At 44.2% G+C, this 18,604-nt stretch carries 11 protein-coding genes, 5 tRNA genes and 3 rRNA genes; 13 read left to right on the top strand and 6 right to left on the bottom strand.

Annotated features, from left to right (window positions below):
- The first annotated feature begins 177 nt into the window (after positions 1–177).
- From ACP8HI_RS20685 to ACP8HI_RS20650, 8 genes are all read left to right on the top strand, one after another.
- A 16S ribosomal RNA gene (locus tag ACP8HI_RS20685) occupies positions 178–1,735 on the top strand.
- Between the two features lie 395 nt (positions 1,736–2,130).
- A 23S ribosomal RNA gene (locus tag ACP8HI_RS20680) occupies positions 2,131–5,061 on the top strand.
- A gap of 210 nt (positions 5,062–5,271) precedes the next feature.
- Positions 5,272–5,388: ribosomal RNA gene (gene rrf / locus ACP8HI_RS20675) — 5S ribosomal RNA — on the top strand.
- The 16S, 23S and 5S rRNA genes sit together here with 5 tRNA genes alongside, the layout of an rRNA operon.
- 120 nt (positions 5,389–5,508) lie before the next feature.
- A tRNA-Glu gene (locus ACP8HI_RS20670) sits at positions 5,509–5,583 on the top strand.
- A gap of 18 nt (positions 5,584–5,601) precedes the next feature.
- Positions 5,602–5,678, top strand: a tRNA-Met gene (locus ACP8HI_RS20665).
- A gap of 39 nt (positions 5,679–5,717) precedes the next feature.
- Positions 5,718–5,793 (top strand) — tRNA-Phe (locus ACP8HI_RS20660).
- A gap of 30 nt (positions 5,794–5,823) precedes the next feature.
- Positions 5,824–5,899, top strand: a tRNA-Thr gene (locus tag ACP8HI_RS20655).
- Positions 5,900–5,931: 32 nt separating this feature from the next.
- Positions 5,932–6,004 (top strand) — tRNA-Lys (locus ACP8HI_RS20650).
- 169 nt (positions 6,005–6,173) lie between these two features.
- On the opposite strand, the gene ACP8HI_RS20645 is transcribed toward ACP8HI_RS20650, so the two are convergent.
- From ACP8HI_RS20645 to ACP8HI_RS20635, 3 genes are read right to left on the bottom strand one after another with little or no spacing between them, the layout of a single operon-like run.
- Entirely contained in the window at positions 6,174–7,136 is a 963-nt protein-coding gene (locus ACP8HI_RS20645) for a 2,3-diaminopropionate biosynthesis protein SbnB (protein WP_438348035.1), read from the bottom strand.
- Entirely contained in the window at positions 7,133–8,116 is a 984-nt protein-coding gene (gene sbnA, locus ACP8HI_RS20640; protein WP_438351925.1) for a 2,3-diaminopropionate biosynthesis protein SbnA, read from the bottom strand. Before sbnA ends, ACP8HI_RS20645 begins: the two co-directional genes overlap by 4 nt.
- Positions 8,116–9,360 carry an AMP-binding protein gene (locus tag ACP8HI_RS20635; protein ID WP_438348034.1) on the bottom strand — a complete coding sequence of 415 codons (1,245 nt, stop codon included), beginning with the start codon at positions 9,358–9,360 and terminating at the stop codon, positions 8,116–8,118. Before ACP8HI_RS20635 ends, sbnA begins: the two co-directional genes overlap by 1 nt.
- A gap of 157 nt (positions 9,361–9,517) precedes the next feature.
- On the opposite strand from ACP8HI_RS20635, the gene ACP8HI_RS20630 reads away from it, so the two are divergent.
- The 5 genes from ACP8HI_RS20630 to ACP8HI_RS20610 all read left to right on the top strand — a co-directional run bounded on the left by ACP8HI_RS20630 (position 9,518) and on the right by ACP8HI_RS20610 (position 15,329).
- Positions 9,518–10,318: a YheC/YheD family protein gene (locus tag ACP8HI_RS20630; protein WP_438348033.1), complete on the top strand. Its 801-nt coding sequence runs from the start codon at positions 9,518–9,520 to the stop codon at positions 10,316–10,318.
- Positions 10,319–10,581: 263 nt separating this feature from the next.
- Entirely contained in the window at positions 10,582–12,072 is a 1,491-nt protein-coding gene (locus ACP8HI_RS20625) for a glycoside hydrolase family 43 protein (protein WP_438348032.1), read from the top strand.
- A gap of 72 nt (positions 12,073–12,144) precedes the next feature.
- On the top strand, positions 12,145–12,438 hold the full coding sequence (locus ACP8HI_RS20620) for a zf-TFIIB domain-containing protein (protein ID WP_438348031.1): 294 nt from the start codon (positions 12,145–12,147) through the stop codon (positions 12,436–12,438).
- Positions 12,439–12,648: 210 nt separating this feature from the next.
- Positions 12,649–12,876 carry a DNA-binding protein gene (locus tag ACP8HI_RS20615; RefSeq protein WP_438348030.1) on the top strand — a complete coding sequence of 76 codons (228 nt, stop codon included), beginning with the start codon at positions 12,649–12,651 and terminating at the stop codon, positions 12,874–12,876.
- Between the two features lie 149 nt (positions 12,877–13,025).
- Positions 13,026–15,329: a stalk domain-containing protein gene (locus ACP8HI_RS20610; protein ID WP_438348029.1), complete on the top strand. Its 2,304-nt coding sequence runs from the start codon at positions 13,026–13,028 to the stop codon at positions 15,327–15,329.
- Positions 15,330–15,440: 111 nt separating this feature from the next.
- Here ACP8HI_RS20610 and ACP8HI_RS20605 read toward each other — a convergent pair whose 3' ends face one another.
- The 3 genes from ACP8HI_RS20605 to ACP8HI_RS20595 all read right to left on the bottom strand — a co-directional run bounded on the left by ACP8HI_RS20605 (position 15,441) and on the right by ACP8HI_RS20595 (position 18,596).
- Positions 15,441–16,955: a sensor histidine kinase gene (locus tag ACP8HI_RS20605; RefSeq protein ID WP_438348028.1), complete on the bottom strand. Its 1,515-nt coding sequence runs from the start codon at positions 16,953–16,955 to the stop codon at positions 15,441–15,443.
- The gene (locus ACP8HI_RS20600; protein WP_438351924.1) at positions 16,952–17,638 is read right to left on the bottom strand and encodes a response regulator transcription factor; all 687 of its coding nucleotides are present in this window, start codon (positions 17,636–17,638) and stop codon (positions 16,952–16,954) included. The genes ACP8HI_RS20605 and ACP8HI_RS20600 overlap by 4 nt, the downstream gene beginning before the upstream one ends.
- Positions 17,639–17,774: 136 nt before the next feature.
- On the bottom strand, positions 17,775–18,596 hold the full coding sequence (locus ACP8HI_RS20595) for a hypothetical protein (RefSeq protein WP_438348027.1): 822 nt from the start codon (positions 18,594–18,596) through the stop codon (positions 17,775–17,777).
- Positions 18,597–18,604 lie beyond the last annotated feature (8 nt).

Below are 18,604 nucleotides of genomic sequence, written 5' to 3'. Positions count from 1 at the left end.
AATTGATCTTTGAAAACTGAACAACGAGTGAGTGGTTTTCACGAAAGTGAGAACAAACAAATGAGAAATCATTTGGATTGAGAATGAGTAATTCTCGTCAGTATGTTTCAAAATGAGCATAATCGCTCTTTTCATGATTGGTTCCAAATCACTGCAAAGCTGATTTGAAATCAATCTCTATTGGAGAGTTTGATCCTGGCTCAGGACGAACGCTGGCGGCGTGCCTAATACATGCAAGTCGAGCGGAGATTTTAGAAGTGCTTGCACTTCTAAAATCTCAGCGGCGGACGGGTGAGTAACACGTAGGTAACCTGCCTGTAAGACTGGGATAACTATCGGAAACGGTAGCTAATACCGGATAACTTATTTCTTCACATGAAGAGATACTGAAAGGCGGAGTAATCTGCCACTTATAGATGGACCTGCGGCGCATTAGCTAGTTGGTGAGGTAATGGCTCACCAAGGCGACGATGCGTAGCCGACCTGAGAGGGTGAACGGCCACACTGGGACTGAGACACGGCCCAGACTCCTACGGGAGGCAGCAGTAGGGAATCTTCCGCAATGGACGAAAGTCTGACGGAGCAACGCCGCGTGAGTGATGAAGGTTTTCGGATCGTAAAGCTCTGTTGCCAGGGAAGAACACTTGGGAGAGTAACTGCTCTCAAGGTGACGGTACCTGAGAAGAAAGCCCCGGCTAACTACGTGCCAGCAGCCGCGGTAATACGTAGGGGGCAAGCGTTGTCCGGAATTATTGGGCGTAAAGCGCGCGCAGGCGGTCATTTAAGTTTGGTGTTTAATTCCAGGGCTCAACCCTGGGTCGCACTGAAAACTGGGTGACTTGAGTACAGAAGAGGAGAGTGGAATTCCACGTGTAGCGGTGAAATGCGTAGATATGTGGAGGAACACCAGTGGCGAAGGCGACTCTCTGGGCTGTAACTGACGCTGAGGCGCGAAAGCGTGGGTAGCAAACAGGATTAGATACCCTGGTAGTCCACGCCGTAAACGATGAGTGCTAGGTGTTAGGGGTTTCGATACCCTTGGTGCCGAAGTTAACACATTAAGCACTCCGCCTGGGGAGTACGGTCGCAAGACTGAAACTCAAAGGAATTGACGGGGACCCGCACAAGCAGTGGAGTATGTGGTTTAATTCGAAGCAACGCGAAGAACCTTACCAGGTCTTGACATCCCTCTGAATCTACTAGAGATAGTAGCGGCCTTCGGGACAGAGGAGACAGGTGGTGCATGGTTGTCGTCAGCTCGTGTCGTGAGATGTTGGGTTAAGTCCCGCAACGAGCGCAACCCTTATATTTAGTTGCCAGCACATTATGGTGGGCACTCTAGATAGACTGCCGGTGACAAACCGGAGGAAGGTGGGGATGACGTCAAATCATCATGCCCCTTATGACCTGGGCTACACACGTACTACAATGGCCGGTACAACGGGCTGCGAAATCGCGAGATGGAGCCAATCCCAACAAAGCCGGTCTCAGTTCGGATTGCAGGCTGCAACCCGCCTGCATGAAGTCGGAATTGCTAGTAATCGCGGATCAGCATGCCGCGGTGAATACGTTCCCGGGTCTTGTACACACCGCCCGTCACACCACGAGAGTTTACAACACCCGAAGTCGGTGGGGTAACCCGCAAGGGAGCCAGCCGCCGAAGGTGGGGTAGATGATTGGGGTGAAGTCGTAACAAGGTAGCCGTATCGGAAGGTGCGGCTGGATCACCTCCTTTCTATGGAGAATCGTTTCCTGAGACGGAAACATTCGAACACGGTGACTACGGTCACCGTAAGACTTTACAATGTAAAGTCGCACACTCACTCGTTGTCAGTTTTGAAAGAGCAATCTTTCAAACCGTTATTTCTCTTGTAGAAATGACTTTGATCCTTGAAAACTAGATAACGAACGAATTTGTAAGTTAGAATGAACATTCTTTTATATGTACGTTTTGTTAACTTGTTAACGAAACAAAGTGTAAAAGTAGCAGCGAGTATTCGATTTATCGAGTACAAGCTAACATGTACGTGCGAATTTGATGTGATGATCGATCCTTTGGAAGTTTGTTTCAACCGTTTACGGGGGAAATAAGCGGACAACAGAGCGAGCAGTGCAACAAATGAGCAACGCGGTTAAGCTACTAAGAGCACACGGAGGATGCCTAGGCACTAGGAGTCGATGAAGGACGTGGCGAACAACGAAACTGCCTCGGGGAGCTGTAAGCAAGCTTTGATCCGGGGGTGTCCGAATGGGGAAACCCGGCTGTGTTAATACGCAGTCACTCTTACCTGAATACATAGGGTAGGTAGAGACAGACCAGGGGAACTGAAACATCTAAGTACCCTGAGGAAGAGAAAACAATAGTGATTCCGTCAGTAGCGGCGAGCGAACGCGGATTAGCCCAAACCAAGGAGCTTGCTCCTTGGGGTTGTGGGACGTCTCACACGGAGTTACAAAGGAATATATTAAGCGAAGAGGTCTGGAAAGGCCCGGCATAGAAGGTAAAAGCCCTGTAGCTGAAAGTATATTCTCTCCGAGACGTATCCCGAGTAGTGCGGGGCACGTGAAACCCCGTATGAATCCAGCAGGACCATCTGCTAAGGCTAAATACTCCCTAGTGACCGATAGTGAAACAGTACCGTGAGGGAAAGGTGAAAAGCACCCCGGAAGGGGAGTGAAATAGAACCTGAAACCGTGTGCTTACAAAAAGTCAGAGCCCGTTCTATGGGTGATGGCGTGCCTTTTGTAGAATGAACCGGCGAGTTACGTTCCCGTGCAAGGTTAAGCTGAGAAGGCGGAGCCGCAGCGAAAGCGAGTCTGAATAGGGCGAATTTTAGTACGTGGACGTAGACCCGAAACCGAGTGATCTACCCCTGTCCAGGGTGAAGGTGCGGTAACACGCACTGGAGGCCCGAACCCACGCATGTTGAAAAATGCGGGGATGAGGTGGGGGTAGCGGAGAAATTCCAATCGAACTCGGAGATAGCTGGTTCTCCCCGAAATAGCTTTAGGGCTAGCCTCGGAATGAAGAGTCGTGGAGGTAGAGCACTGATTGGGTGCGGGGCCCGCAAGGGTTACCAAGCTCAGTCAAACTCCGAATGCCATGTACTTATATCCGGGAGTCAGACAGTGAGTGCTAAGATCCATTGTCGAAAGGGAAACAGCCCAGACCATCAGCTAAGGTCCCCAAGTGTGTGTTGAGTGGAAAAGGATGTGGAGTTGCACAGACAACCAGGATGTTGGCTTAGAAGCAGCCATCATTGAAAGAGTGCGTAATAGCTCACTGGTCGAGTGACTCTGCGCCGAAAATGTAACGGGGCTAAACACACCACCGAAGCTATGGCTTGATACATTAGTATCAGGGGTAGGGGAGCGTTGTATAGAGGTTGAAGGTGTACCGTGAGGAGCGCTGGACACTATACAAGTGAGAATGCCGGTATAAGTAACGAAAAGATCAGTGAGAATCTGATCCGCCGAAAGCCCAAGGTTTCCTGAGGAAGGCTCGTCCTCTCAGGGTAAGTCGGGACCTAACGCGAGGCCGAAAGGCGTAGTGGATGGACAACAGGTTGAAATTCCTGTACCACCGTAATCCGTTATGAGTAATGGGGTGACGCAGTAGGGTAGTGACGCGGACTGATGGAATAGTCCGTCTAAGCAGTGAGGCTTGTGTGTAGGCAAATCCGCACACTATAAGGCTAGGCTGTGATGGGGAGCGAAAATTATAGTAGCGAAGGTCATGATCTCACACTGCCAAGAAAAGCCTCTAACCAGGAGAAGGTGCCCGTACCGCAAACCGACACAGGTAGGCGAGAAGAGTATTCTAAGGCGCGCGGAAGAACTCTCGTTAAGGAACTCGGCAAAATGACCCCGTAACTTCGGGAGAAGGGGTGCCCCGGTAGTGTGAATAGCACGAGGGGGCCGCAGTGAAAAGGCCCAAGCGACTGTTTAGCAAAAACACAGGTCTGTGCGAAGCCGTAAGGCGAAGTATACGGGCTGACGCCTGCCCGGTGCTGGAAGGTTAAGGGGAGTGGTTAGGGGTAACCCGAAGCTATGAACCGAAGCCCCAGTAAACGGCGGCCGTAACTATAACGGTCCTAAGGTAGCGAAATTCCTTGTCAGGTAAATTCTGACCCGCACGAATGGCGTAACGATTTGGGCGCTGTCTCAACGAGAGATCCGGTGAAATTTTAATACCTGTGAAGATGCAGGTTACCCGCGACAAGACGGAAAGACCCCATGGAGCTTTACTGCAGCTTGATATTGGATTTGGGTACGATCTGTACAGGATAGGTGGGAGCCTGAGAAATAGGAGCGCAAGCTTCTATGGAGGCATCGTTGGGATACCACCCTGATCGTATCTAGGTTCTAACCTAGGACCGTAAACCGGTTCGGGGACAGTGTCTGGTGGGCAGTTTGACTGGGGCGGTCGCCTCCTAAAGAGTAACGGAGGCGCCCCAAGGTTCCCTCAGAATGGTTGGAAATCATTCGAAGAGTGCAAAGGCAGAAGGGAGCTTGACTGCGAGACCTACAAGTCGAGCAGGGACGAAAGTCGGGCTTAGTGATCCGGTGGTACCGCATGGAAGGGCCATCGCTCAACGGATAAAAGCTACCCTGGGGATAACAGGCTTATCTCCCCCAAGAGTCCACATCGACGGGGAGGTTTGGCACCTCGATGTCGGCTCATCGCATCCTGGGGCTGAAGTAGGTCCCAAGGGTTGGGCTGTTCGCCCATTAAAGCGGTACGCGAGCTGGGTTCAGAACGTCGTGAGACAGTTCGGTCCCTATCTGTCGTGGGCGCAGGAAATTTGAGAGGAGCTGTCCTTAGTACGAGAGGACCGGGATGGACGCACCTCTGGTGTACCAGTTGTTCCGCCAGGAGCATAGCTGGGTAGCTACGTGCGGACGGGATAAGCGCTGAAAGCATCTAAGCGTGAAGCCCCCCTCAAGATGAGATTTCCCAATTAGTAAGACCCCTTGAAGACTACGAGGTAGATAGGTTGGAGGTGGAAGCGCAGCAATGTGCGGAGCTGACCAATACTAATCGGTCGAGGGCTTATCCTAACAAATGTTTAACGGTTGAAGTGTATACTTCATACTTTCTAACACAAATTCGTTCGTATCTAGTTTTCAGGTGATCAAACATCTGGATAAGCTGCTGGTCCTTTATGAGGACTGATATTTTCTTGTAGCGATTAATAACGTTATGAAATTCATTCACACTAACGTGATGAACCGAATTTCTCACGGCAGCATTTGTTCCACAAATGCATGTTTGGTGGCGATAGCGGAGGGGTTCCACACGTACCCATCCCGAACACGACCGTTAAGCCCTCCAGCGCCGATGGTACTTGGACCGCAGGGTCCTGGGAGAGTAGGACGTCGCCAAGCATAAGAACCACAAATGATGTGGTTTTTTTTGCCTGAATAACATAGATACTAATAGAGGCTATTGGCTCAATTGGTAGAGCGTTCGACTATTAACAATTATTACAGGTTCGAGTTTCTTACGGCCCGTTGGTCAAGTGGTTAAGACACCTCCCTTTCACGGAGGTATCAGGGGTTCGAGTCCCCTACGGGTCACCATTTTAATATTTTTAATGACGCGGGGTGGAGCAGCACGGTAGCTCGTCGGGCTCATAACCCGAAGGTCGCAGGTTCAAATCCTGCCCCCGCAACCAATTATTATTAATTGAAAAATTGAAGTTAATCTCATATATGGCTCGGTAGCTCAGTCGGTAGAGCAGAGGACTGAAAATCCTCGTGTCGGCGGTTCGATTCCGTTCCGAGCCACCATTAGTATATCCTTGTAAGTTGTATAGATGCGCCGTTGTAGCTCAACTGGTAGAGCAACTGACTTGTAATCAGTAGGTTGGGGGTTCAAGTCCTCTCGACGGCACCATAGCTTCAAATGCTATATTTCAAGCCATTTATGGGCCATTAGCTCAGTTGGTAGAGCACCTGACTCTTAATCAGGGTGTCGAAGGTTCAAGCCCTTCATGACCCATTATTTCTATCAACTGCTTTATTGTTTCAAAGGTAAAGACCCTATACTAGGGTCTTTTTTTATTTTCTAAGTTGATTGCGAAGGTCTAATCGTTAGGCGCGGATTGAATCAATCCGCGCCTAACGAGAACTGTAAACTAGCTCAGATAGTTGTTGGTAGTAAACTTTCACTAGAGGGAAATACCTACACCTAATCGTTCCGCTTCCCTCAAGTAGTAAGTAGCTATGGCAATATCAAAGGCAGCAAGTCCCATGGGATTAAAGAAGATCGTATCATTCCGATCAACACCAGCGAAGCCATTCCTACATACCATATCCGTCAGCGTGAACGTTGCATCTCGTGTCAACCCGTGTTCGCGGTGAAGTTGCTCGATATCTGTATTCTCTCGACATACCTCATCCCAATCGTCTACGAGAATGGCCCGAATGTCTTTGACGCTGTTAGATAAATAATCTCGAAGCGAAACGTTAAGCAGTAGTGTTCCAGCCGGAGGTGATTCGTCAATATAGCGTTGTGCAGATACCGTACAAGTGGTGAATATATCCGAATGACGGTAGACATCTTGCCAATTCTCCGTTATTTCGGTTATCGGACGACATGCAGGATCGATGGTTGTCAGGTCGATACCCTTGATGTCGTAAAGTGAGATCTGAGCAAGTCTACTTCCTAGCTCACTTGCGCACATTGATGCATGGAGGCGTCCAATCGGACCCCAGCCTACAATACCCAATCTTATAGATTCGAGCTTATGAACAGAAGTATAATGCTTGAGAACGAGTCCACTTACGGCTGCTGTCCGCAGACCGCTGAGCAGACCACTTTCGATGAAAGCTAGCGGCCTTCCGTTGCTGGGATCATTCAGGATCATGGTACTGTGAGCACGAGGTAGACCTTTTCGTAAATTATCGGGATAGCTTGCAATCCATTTGATTCCGCACATCTCGGTATTACCTCCAACGAAGGCGGGCATGGCAATAATTCGTTGCGATGGGTCACGAAAGCGTAAGTAAGGTTTTAATGGTTGTTCATATTCTCCTCTATCTATTGTAGAAACAGTACTCTCGATAACCTCAATAAGCTTAGTCCAATTTATGCCGATGGCTTTAATATGATCATCATTTAAATATTTCATGACTCATGATCCTGAGGATCGGTATCTCTTATACCTATTTCGCGTTCGACCCACGTATCGTCATAAATGGTATCCGTATAACGATCACCGCGGTCAGGTAGAATGGCCACACATACGGAACCATCAGGAATAGATGCCACCATTCTCTGAATAGCAGCGATGACCCCTCCTGATGAGGCGCCAGCCATTATGGATTCATGATGAACTAGATCACGACAACCTAGAACGCATTCCATGTCGGTCACATGTATGACCATGTCCGCCACATCGGGACGATAAAGGGCTGGGACGATGCCTGCGCCCAGACCAGGGAATTGCCTCGAACCCCTTTTTCCTCCAAATAAAATACTACCTTTTGCGTCAACAGCTACAATCTTCGTGTGTAAGTTATTGTTACGGATATATTCCATACAGCCCCGGATCGTACCACATGAGCTAACCCCGCAGAATAGATAATCTACTTTGCCTAGCATGTTCGCAATTTCTGGCATCGTCGTAAGCTCATGCGCAAGATAATTGTCGGCGTTCCCATATTGATTAGTCCAATAGCTATTCGGGATATGATGAAGAAGTTCGTTAACCCGCTGTATACGTGCCGGTAGAAACTCCCCTGTTAATTCATCCTTTTCAGTTACGAGATTAATTTCCCCACCGAAGCTACGAATGATCGCTTTGTGCGCTTGCGTTGTTCGCGGATCTACGACACAGATAAATCTCAGACCCAAATAACGACAAATAAGAGCAAGACTAATGCCAAGGTTTCCTGAACTTGATTCAATAACCACGGAGTTCTCACGGAGATCGCCACGCTTTATCGCTTCACGAATCATATTCAGGGCCGTTCTGTCTTTAATGCTTCCTCCTGGATTCATCATTTCGAGCTTGCCGAATACGGTGAAGGGTGCTTGTTTGAACAACCTCCGAAGTGGGATTAATGGTGTACATCCAATGGTACGAAATAATCCTTCATCAATGTTCATCACAACACGTCCTCCTGAGTGTGAATTCTCTTTAATTTAATTGTATTTCTGTGCTGGGAATCGTCGAAGAATCCTTGAACCACTCGGATTTCCTGCAACAATCCATTCTGGATCATGATTCGGATCTCGGGAATCTGCTGTGAAATGTCCTGCTGTATCGCTTCAAGCACGAACATATCCAAAGGACCTGTGTTGTTAATGATTTGTATGGTCAGTTCATTATTCGTCGAAATGACCCGAATACTTGCATCATGAACGTGTCGATATACGGCAACTTCGATGTCATACAGACTGATCTTCTCACCATGTTTAAGTTCATTTCCAATTCTTCGAGTGATACTTTGAAAGCTCTGTCTCATCTGTCCGTTAACCATCTCGGATTGGAAATCACGCACAACATCATATGTGACGAATCGGAGTGCGGGAAATAGTTCTCTAACCGTAGAAGTGAGTACGAGCACGGATTCATTCTCTGCTAATACATCCGTGACCTGCCCCACCCCTTGAGCAGTTAGACCTTCAGCGATGATTCCTTCAACGATTATATAACGATCGACGGTATGATCGTAACGAGCAATAGTTCCAATCTCAATGGATCCGTAGGTATCTGTTATATCATCTGGATCTAGCTCCATTCGGTCTGCTACTTGTTGTTGCCAGGCAGGAGATGCTACTTCACCAACAAGAATAATCTTGCGAATCCCATATGCTGTTGGATCATTAGATGACAATAGGATACGCTCAAGAATAGAAGGCATAGTGTATAGCACGTCGGGTCTGAAGACAGTAAGTCTCTCTAAATGTTGTTCGATTGGAAGTTGAAAAGATACCGTGTCGACTTCCAATCCAAGCTGAGCGAATAGTACTTTGGCAGTAGCTGCCGCATGTCCTGTGCCCATGTCGATTAACACTCTAGTGGCTGGGTAACCATTTAGAATAGTGTCCATAACACAGGCTTTAATCCGAATATATTCATTTTCATCATGATTCGAATAATATATATTTTTTCTAAGATTACTGCTGGTTCCTGAAGTCTGATAGCAATGATGGTTCCTGTATTGTTCAAAAGGGTGATCTGGAATGTAGTAATATTTCTCTAGCACAGTCGATGTCAAAAGAGGAAGCTCTTCTAGATTGTGTGCAGTTGTAAAGCGGTTATGAGATTGGGAACCTAGAGACTTATACCACAGAAATCGATCGAAAGTATGTTGAATATATTGCTCTACTTCCTGAGTAATAAGCATTATTTATCCTCCACGAGTCTTGATGCTTTACTTTATGTAGATTAGCCTATGCAGGTTCGTATGAATGCAAATAAATATGGAGCGTATTCTTCACCTATGTAATCTGACATCCATAAGTTAGTAGTAAGGAATGTTTATTATGAAGGGGAATCTACTCATGAATGGAACAAGGAAATATGTGTCTAGTAAGCTCATCAAGACAAAAGTCCTGCTGCAAAACCCTAAATTGACTCCTTATATTCCTCAAACTGTGGGATTAACGATCAGTAGGCTTTCTCAAATGCTGAAATGGTACCAAATGGTATATATCAAGCCCGTCTGTGGTTCGCGTGGCATTGGGGTCATCAGAATTGAACAGTGTGGATCTACGTATCGTTACCGGGATGGCATTCGAGAATATTCCTTTCGTACATTTCAACAAATGTACGTATGCATTCAACGTCGAATAGGGAACAAGCCCTATCTTGTACAACGGGGTATTAAGATGTTGAAGTATCGTAAGAGACCCTTTGATTTTCGAGTTATGATACAAAGGAGTAAGAAGGGTAAGTGGGATTGTACAGGTATAGCCGCACGGCTTGCTCATCCCAAGAGAGTGGTCACTAATGGAAGCCAAGGGGGTACAATTTATGCCGCAGATGAATTGCTGTCTAAAGTAACGGAGCCCAAGAAGGCGGCACAACTTATCGATGAGATGACTAGTATTGGGTTGATGACTGCCAAAAAATTCAATGATTCTTATCCCGCAATGAATGAGATTGGATTAGATATAGCCATTGACCGTCATTTGAAAATCTGGATTCTAGAGGTGAATACGAAACCTGATCCGTGCCCGTTCACTAAGCTATCTGACTCAGCAATGATAAAGTCTATTGTTAGCTACGCTAAAGCTTATGGCAGGGTGTATGATTTAAACTGCACGAAGGCTAGAAGGGCTATATCTATCACCAAAAGGTAAACATGTGAATGAGCAAGGTCTAGATAGAATCGTTTTCAAGTGGAAAGACAGCAACTCTGCATAGGTTGCTGTCTTTCCACTTGTTAATTGATGATTGATTTTTAAGAAGGAATAATGCTATTGTTAATAAATATGCATACAAATTAATTCCTATATTAACGTTAGGTGTAATTATAAGAACAACAGCATTTTTTTAGTGAGTACTTCGAGAGAATATCCTATTAGCGCCTATTTTCGACATTAGGGGAGGAGAACTGAAAAGTATGAATAATCGATTTTATCGGACAATGCCTACAACATTAATCATCTTCATCTGTACATCGTTGGCGCTGAGTGCGGTTCTTACAGGTTGTAATAATGATGTCAAAAAGAACGAAAGAGAGGTTATTCCTATGTTTACAGAAGCATCTGTGCATGATCCTTCCATTATAAAAGTGGATGATATGTTCTACGTATTTGGTTCACATCTAGCAGCGGCTAAGACGAAGGATTTAATGAACTGGGAACTCGTTGATTCTGGCGTGAAGAATACGAATGTAATGATTCCGAGTGTAAAGGAAGAATTAAAGGATGCATTGGCTTGGGCGGAATCGGATACACTATGGGCGGCAGACGTTATTCAGCTAGCAGATGGTAAGTTTTATATGTACTATAATGCTTGCAAAGGGGATTCTCCGAGATCAGCCATGGGAGTGGCAGTAGCTGACCAAGTGGAAGGACCTTATAAAGATCAAGGAATCATTCTGAAATCCGGTATGTGGGGTGAACCTAGTGAAGATGGGACTATCTATGATGCACTAGTGCATCCGAATGTGGTAGATCCCGATGTCTTTTATGATAAGGATAATAATTTATGGATGGTGTATGGTTCTTATTCTGGGGGGATATTCATCATGAAGATGGATCCTGTAGCAGGAAAACCACTTCCAGATCAAGGTTACGGCAAGAAACTATTGGGAGGAAATCATAGTCGAATTGAAGGACCATATATGTTGTATAGTCCAGAAACGAACTTTTATTATTTATTCCTATCCTTCGGTGGTCTTGATGCGAATGGAGCATACAATATGCGTATGGCTCGCTCTGAGAATCCGGATGGACCGTTCTATGACGCAGAGGGTGTTGATATGGTTGATGCCAAATCAGATGCTAGTATGCCTTTGTTTGATGATCTTACTATCGAGCCTTTTGGTGTAAAGATGATGGGTAACTATATGTTCAATAGTCTGAATGGTGATCTGGCTGAAGGGACTTCAGGTACTGGCTATGTATCTCCAGGGCATAACTCAGCGTACTATGATGCGGAAGCAGGCAAGTATTTCTTGATCTTTCACACACGCTTTCCTGATCGAGGTGAGGAACATGAAATTCGTGTCCATGAAATGTATATGAATGCAGAAGGATGGCCGGTTGTGGCTCCATACCGATATGCAGCAAATACACATGAGCAGACAAAGTTTAATTCGAAGGATATTGCAGGTGAATATAAATTTATAAATCATGGGAAGGATATTACTACTGATATCAAAGAGTCTACTTCAATTACACTTTCCAAAAAGGGGCAAATATCCGCTGATGTCAATGGTACGTGGAAATCTACTAGCGATGCTGGGGTTCAACTATCAATAGATGACGTTATCTATGACGGTGTATTTTCAAGTGAATGGGATTCGGCTGCGGAGAAGCAAGTTATAACATTTAGTGCGATGTCCAAAACTGGAGTGAACGTCTGGGGAAGCCGAGTGTTGGATTGATGTATTGATTGAAACCTGATGTATTCATTTCCGTATTAGTAGACATACTAATACGTTAGGAGGGGACTGCGAATGAAATGCCCAATATGTCATGATGTAAGGATGAGAGAAGTGGACAAGAATGGTGTCCATATAGATGTTTGTCCAGATTGTAAGGGCGTCTGGTTGGACCGTGGAGAATTAGACAAACTAATGTCGGGTGTACGTGAAGTGCGCCAAGAATACAATGAATGGCACCGTGAAGATGATAACGAAAGATATGAAGACCATAGAAGAGATGATAATAGAAACTCTTCAGATGATAGAAATTATAAACATAAAAAGAAGAAAAACTCAGTTCTTGATATGTTAAGCGATTTATTCTAAGGCATACTTGTACAATAAGACCCCCAATCCTTGCGATTGAGGGTCTTATTGTACAATCATCACTTTTTCGATAGAATATGCGCTAAAATGAACGTGATAAAGCAAAAGGAATCACTTAAGCGCACACAAGAGTGCTAGATCATGGTATAATGAATATATCAGTCCAGTGTAGATCATCGATTGAGGAATAAGAAAGGTTGATGATATAATATGCAAGAATTTGAAGATTGGAATCAGAAAGTAAAGAAAACCTTTAATGCTACTAGCAATGAAGCGGTGTTAACTGTTACCGAAGCGGGGAGCCGTTTAGGTCTCACGAAGGATCAAATGAAAGTATATGTAGAGAAGAACAAACTAAATAAAGTTCCGATTATGAGAAGTACCCATAGATATCTATTGCTCAAAAGTGAAATCGAGCAAATATTAGAGAAAGCTTAACATGCACGCTCCTGAATGATAGGGACAAGCTAAGACACCGGCTGAGGTGTCTTTTGTCTTTTTAAACACAAATGGGAAACTTTTGGTTGAGTTATTACGTCTTAGATACTAAGATGAAATAATAATGAGATTTAGGGAGGTTTACATGCATGAAGAAGATGTTGTCTATTATTATGTCCAGTATTCTCGTGATTTCTGTATTGCTTCAAACGCAAGTGCAGGCAGCTGCTCCAATCGGAGTGTATATTAATGGGGTTAAGTTAACTTCGGATCAGGATCCAATTCTAGTATCTGGTCGAGCTTTATTACCTTTGAGAGCGATTTTTGAAGCTCTTGATGCGAGTGTAGATTGGAACCAGCAGACGAAGGTCGTAACAGCGACCAAAGATGGCAAGACGATTGTCCTGAAATTAGGTGTGAAGACAGCGACGATCAATAATACAACGGTAAGTTTGGATGTTCCTGCTCAGAATATAAAAGGAAGAGTATTAGTTCCTGTTCGTTTCGTCAGTGAAGCACTTGGTGAAGTGGTAGATTGGAATTCTTCTACCCAAAAGGTGACAATTACAACAACAACTAAGGTCAATCCAGTATCCTATATCAACACGAAAGTTGTTGGTCAAACGGGAGATGGTCGCGACTTGCAGGTAAGCTTTTCTAAGGCAACGATGGAATCTGGAGTGAATGAATATCGTGTTTTTGTCGTGAAATCGGCCTTATCATCAACCTTTAATCTTGCAACAGCCTTGTCGAATAAGAATTATACTTCGGTTCCAGTTCAAGGCAAGGATATCACTGTAACGTTAGCCTCTCAAGCTAAAGACGTGAGTGGAGAATTGATTAGAGCCAATCAATCTTACGTTGTGTATGTACTGACTGTGGGCAAGGGATCCGTTTCAAGTGTGCTCTCTAATGCATCCTCAACAGTGAATATATCCAATAGTTCCTCTGTAGCAGCTGTAACCAATATGGTAGCTAGCGATGCGAGTGACTATGGCGATGGGCGCGATATGTTGGTCAGTTTTAATAAAGTGGCTGATGAATCGAAATTAGGTTCCTACCGCATATTGGTTGTCAAATCGAATGATGCAGGTAACTTTAATCTAACTAAAGCTAATGCAGTATCGAGCTCTAACTATACGACAGTCAACAAGAAAGGAACTAATATTAGTCAGGTACTAGCATCCAGTGCAAGAGATGTTGACGGTGCGACCATAAGGAATGGCGTTAACTATCGAGTATTTGTCTTGTCAGTTGGAACAGGGAGCTCTGCAGGGAAGAATGCGTTGTCTTCTTATTCATCAATGATTACCTTAGCTGTAAATACGGATGTTAATGCTGTCACGAATATTGGTGTGACAGATGTAAGTGACTATGGTGATGGTCGCGATTTACGAGTTACATTTAATCGCGTAAGTAATGAATCGAATATTAATCATTATCGCATTATGGTTGTGAAATCAGGTAATGCGGGTAACTTCAATCTGTCATCAGCTAATGCGGTATCCAGTTCTAACTATACTTATGTTTCTAAAACGGGAAGCAGTATCAGCCAAGTTCTATCATCTGGTGCAAGAGATGTAGATGGTACAACGATTAGGAATGGTACGAATTATCGCGTATTCGTCTTGTCGGTAGGCACGGGAAGTTATGCCAATACGAATGCGTTATCTTCTTATTCCTATGAGATTAAGTTAGATAGTAATTCAAACGTCAATGCTGTAACTGGTATTGGTGTAAGTGACGTAAGTGATTACAATGATGGTCGTGACTTACGCGTGTCATTTGATCGTGCCAACGATGAATCGAACATTAGCCATTACCGTATTATGGTTGTTAAATCGGGTAATGCAGGCAGCTTTGGTCTATCATCAGCCAACGCTGTATCGAGCTCTAACTATACCTATGTTTCTAAGACGGGATACAACAATCTCAGCCAAGTGCTTGCTTCTAATGCAAGAGACGTCAATGGTGATCTCATTAGAAATGGTGTAAGTTATCGAGTATTCGTCTTGTCTGTAGGAACAGGGAACTATGCCAATACGAATGCACTGTCATCCTATTCGAATGAAGTTACCCTTTCGGGTGCTCTAGTAGCAGTAGCTCCTGTGACTGGTGTTAGTGCAGTGCAGAACGTGGAGGGTTCAGGTTGGACAGTTAGTTTTACTAAGCCGGGGATTGAGAGTAATATTGATTTCTACGAAGTGATGATTGTACCATCAGCGAGAGGATTAACTTTAGCTGATGCAAACAGTTACAGTGTCACTTCCGCAGTTTATAAAGTGATCTATAAGGCAGATCCCACCAATGTAGTTATAAATATAGATTCTAAGGATGTTACTGGTGCTAAGCTCCAAGCAGGCCAAGAATATTCTGTGTATATATTATCAAGAGCCAATGGGGCAAATGCCAATGCGCTATCAAATCAACCTGGGATTATTAGATTCCCATAATGATCTAGAATTATTTAACTGAACTATTACGCCAAACAAGCCTTGGATCACATTCCAAGGCTTGTTTTCGTATTTAATCGTGCGTGCCACTAGCTTCTAGTAGATCATTAGTTATGTCATGACATGTAGAGTGGTAATAGGTAATTCAACAATGAATGTGGCTCCATATCCGGGCTTGCTATCAACACGGATGATTCCGCCATGAGCCTCAACAATGGACTTTGTAATGGATAGTCCTAGACCTGCTCCACCATATTTACGGGTTCGGGATGAGTCACTACGATAGAAACGCTCGAATAAATGTGTAAGATGATCCTCATGAATACCGGGGCCATTGTCTTTGATCGCAAGTTGCGCCTTGTTGCCTACAGTGACAAGAGTGATCATAATATTTCCGGTCTGCGAATCAGTATGCTGAACAGCATTTTGGAATAAATTCAAGATAACTTGTTTTATTTTATCCGGATCGTATATACCTTGGACTTCGCATGTTAAATTGATATTAATGCTACGGTCACCTGCGAGAATCTCAAGTTGTGGCTCCATTTCTCGAATGAGTTCATCCAAGGCTATCACTGTTAACTGAAGCTGAGGAGAGCGGTCCATCTTAGCTAATAACAACAGATCCTCTACTAACTTATTCACTCGTCTGGACTCTCCATACATACTGTTCAAAGCACCGTTAAGCTGTTCAGGATTGGCAGCAGCACCACGGAGTAGCACTTCCAAGAAGCCGTGTATTGAAGTCAGAGGTGTTCTCAGTTCATGTGAAGCATCTGCAATGAAACGTCTCATTTGTTCGCGTGCCTCTTTCTCCGCTTCGAATGAAATCTCCAGCCGTTCTAGCATCCCATTAAAAGAAATTGACAATCGTTCAACTTCCTCTTGACCTTGGTGAACGGGAAATCGTTCAGCTAAATTCCCCACATCGGTTAATTCAACCGCTTTGACGATATTGGATAAAGGAACTAACGTACGAAGAAGAACAGGTAAATAAAGGGCAGCTCCAGCGACTAAGGCAATGGCTGACAAGCTGATAAATATGAGTAACTGGTGTATCACTTGTTCTTGTAAGGGCGCTGTGTTCATACCCATTTGAAGAATGCCGTATGAATCATTAGGTGGTCCCATAGATCTGAATACAACTAATTGTTCAATACCGTTCTTATCCTGGACAATCTTGTAAGTCGTGTCCTTATTAGGATTGGATACCTTTAGGATAGATTCATATTCTTCTGTTGAGAGAATAGGTGAGATATTGTTATTACTTCCGGAAACATCAGTATAGACCCCAGCAGAACTTATCCAAGCTAATGATATATCCGGCATGAAGAGGAAGGCGTCTCCACCTGGAGGATTGATGAGACGGGCATTATTAGGGTTACTACGATTTGGGAGATCCCCAGAACCCACCTGCATAAAAAATTCCCGTGGCATCGACTGCATTTGTGCTTCCATCGTTTCTGCTTGTTTCCGATAGATGAAATTCTTCATCACGATAAACTGTAACAATCCCACCAATAGCAGAAGAATAGCCATAATTAATAGTGAGCGGGTTAGAAGCTGGAATCGAAGAGATTGAGGGGCGAGTATCCGTTTCAATCGGGCAACCGATGCCCTAATCATGGTAGATCAATTCGGTATCCGGAACCTCTAAAGGTACGAATGAGCCGATGCTCCTTATCTTTCAACTTTTCACGCAGAGAACGAATATACACTTCAACAATGTTGTCCTCTCCTCCAAAGTCATAACTCCACACAGCGTCTAGAATTTTAGCCTTACTGAGTACGATACCATGATTAATGACCATAAACTTTAGAAGCTCATATTCTGTGGGTGAAAGCTCCAACACTCTTTGTTCATAAATAATTTCTTTTCTTCGATCGTCAACTTGGAAAGGACCTAGAATGACTTCCCCTAATAAGCTCGGAAATTGATTGCGTAGCCGTGCTTGAATTCGAGCCAATAGCTCATCGAAACTGAATGGCTTGACCATGTAATCGTCCGCTCCAAGAGTGAGTCCCTTGACCCGATCATCTATTTCGTCTTTAGCTGTTAACATAATAATAGCTACAGTAAATCCAATTTTCTTAATCATTCGACAAGCTTCAAATCCGTCAATGCCAGGCATCATAACATCAAGAATGACAACATGGGGCTGGAAGTCATATGCCAAAGTGACGGCGCTCATTCCGTCTGGAGCCGTTTTCACTTCATAACCTTCGTTGACCAAACCAATTTCTAGAAATTCTAATATATGAGGTTCATCATCAGCAAGCATGATTCTTATACCTTTAACTGTATTCATCATTTCACCTTCCCTGTGGGAGATTCATCTGTTCAACTTATTATCCACTTTCATGCTGAAATTACGCTGAATGGTTACTGAACGTTAGCTTAATCATAACATGGGGCTAAAAGTATGATAAGCGTGAAACACTCCATCAACCTGCTGAAGGGACTTGAGTCTTGACCTTCTTTATAGTCTCGCTAATTTGTTGTTCGAGGGACAATACCTTTTGTTTATGTTCTATGACCTTCTGAGCGTGTGTATTTAATGCTTCAAGGGATTTCAAAGTGGGGTTTACACTACCATTCTTAATCGATTGCTTGAAGGTTGCAGTTTCAGTAGTGAACTTCTTTTGAGAAGTGCTGGCTGCATTTTTGGCTGCTTTGATCTGTACTTTAAGCGGAGCTATACCATCAAGTACTCCGCGAAGTTTCTTCTTTGTTGTAGCAGTATTAGTCTTGGCTTTTGTGAGTAGACTTTCTTTGGTTCGTATATCTGAACGTGCTAACTGAACGGCTATCTTCATGCTTTCACTTTGGGATAGAAGAAGTTTGTAGAAGTCTTTATTATTTAGCTTCTTTGCCGCAGCCTTTTGTAGATTGAGGGACTCCTGCATGCTAAATAGTGGCTTATATCGATCTCTTGTTTGTGTAAGCTGCGTTTGCAATGTGGTGAGTTTATTTGAATCAATAAGTTGTATTTTCTTTTTTAATAAGATTAATGCTTCTTCATTCACGTAGTGGAGATCTTTGATCTTATTGTCCCAATCCTGACCCTGCTGTTGCAGCTTAAGAACATTGGAATAACGATTGTTCATCATTGTGGCAGTTGTTGAATTGGTGGATGAAGTCATCTTATCGAAATTGGTCTTTGCGGAAGCTGTTAATTCGAAAGGTGCAGCCAATACCGACGTGGGGAGAAGGGTAACCAAGATAAAGCTAAGGAATAATACGGCTAGTCTCTTAATCATAGTCATCGTTATAA

The sequence above is a fragment of the Paenibacillus sp. FA6 genome, assembly GCF_051550225.1.
Lineage (GTDB): Bacteria > Bacillota > Bacilli > Paenibacillales > Paenibacillaceae > Paenibacillus_AQ.
The sequence above is the reverse complement of the archived record's forward strand: the minus strand, read 5'-3'. Positions and strand labels throughout refer to the sequence as shown.

Bases quoted from the DNA above. Each gene is read 5' to 3' on its own strand.
- ACP8HI_RS20630 (WP_438348033.1), top strand. From the start codon at position 9,518: ATGAATGGAACAAGGAAATATGTGTCTAGTAAGCTCATCAAGACAAAA.
- ACP8HI_RS20615 (WP_438348030.1), top strand. From the start codon at position 12,649: ATGCAAGAATTTGAAGATTGGAATCAGAAAGTAAAGAAAACCTTTAAT.
- ACP8HI_RS20600 (WP_438351924.1), bottom strand. From the start codon at position 17,638: ATGAATACAGTTAAAGGTATAAGAATCATGCTTGCTGATGATGAACCT.
- ACP8HI_RS20620 (WP_438348031.1), top strand. From the start codon at position 12,145: ATGAAATGCCCAATATGTCATGATGTAAGGATGAGAGAAGTGGACAAG.
- ACP8HI_RS20605 (WP_438348028.1), bottom strand. From the start codon at position 16,955: ATGATTAGGGCATCGGTTGCCCGATTGAAACGGATACTCGCCCCTCAA.
- ACP8HI_RS20610 (WP_438348029.1), top strand. From the start codon at position 13,026: ATGAAGAAGATGTTGTCTATTATTATGTCCAGTATTCTCGTGATTTCT.
- ACP8HI_RS20595 (WP_438348027.1), bottom strand. From the start codon at position 18,596: ATGACTATGATTAAGAGACTAGCCGTATTATTCCTTAGCTTTATCTTG.
- sbnA (WP_438351925.1), bottom strand. From the start codon at position 8,116: ATGAACATTGATGAAGGATTATTTCGTACCATTGGATGTACACCATTA.
- ACP8HI_RS20645 (WP_438348035.1), bottom strand. From the start codon at position 7,136: ATGAAATATTTAAATGATGATCATATTAAAGCCATCGGCATAAATTGG.
- ACP8HI_RS20635 (WP_438348034.1), bottom strand. From the start codon at position 9,360: ATGCTTATTACTCAGGAAGTAGAGCAATATATTCAACATACTTTCGAT.
- ACP8HI_RS20625 (WP_438348032.1), top strand. From the start codon at position 10,582: ATGAATAATCGATTTTATCGGACAATGCCTACAACATTAATCATCTTC.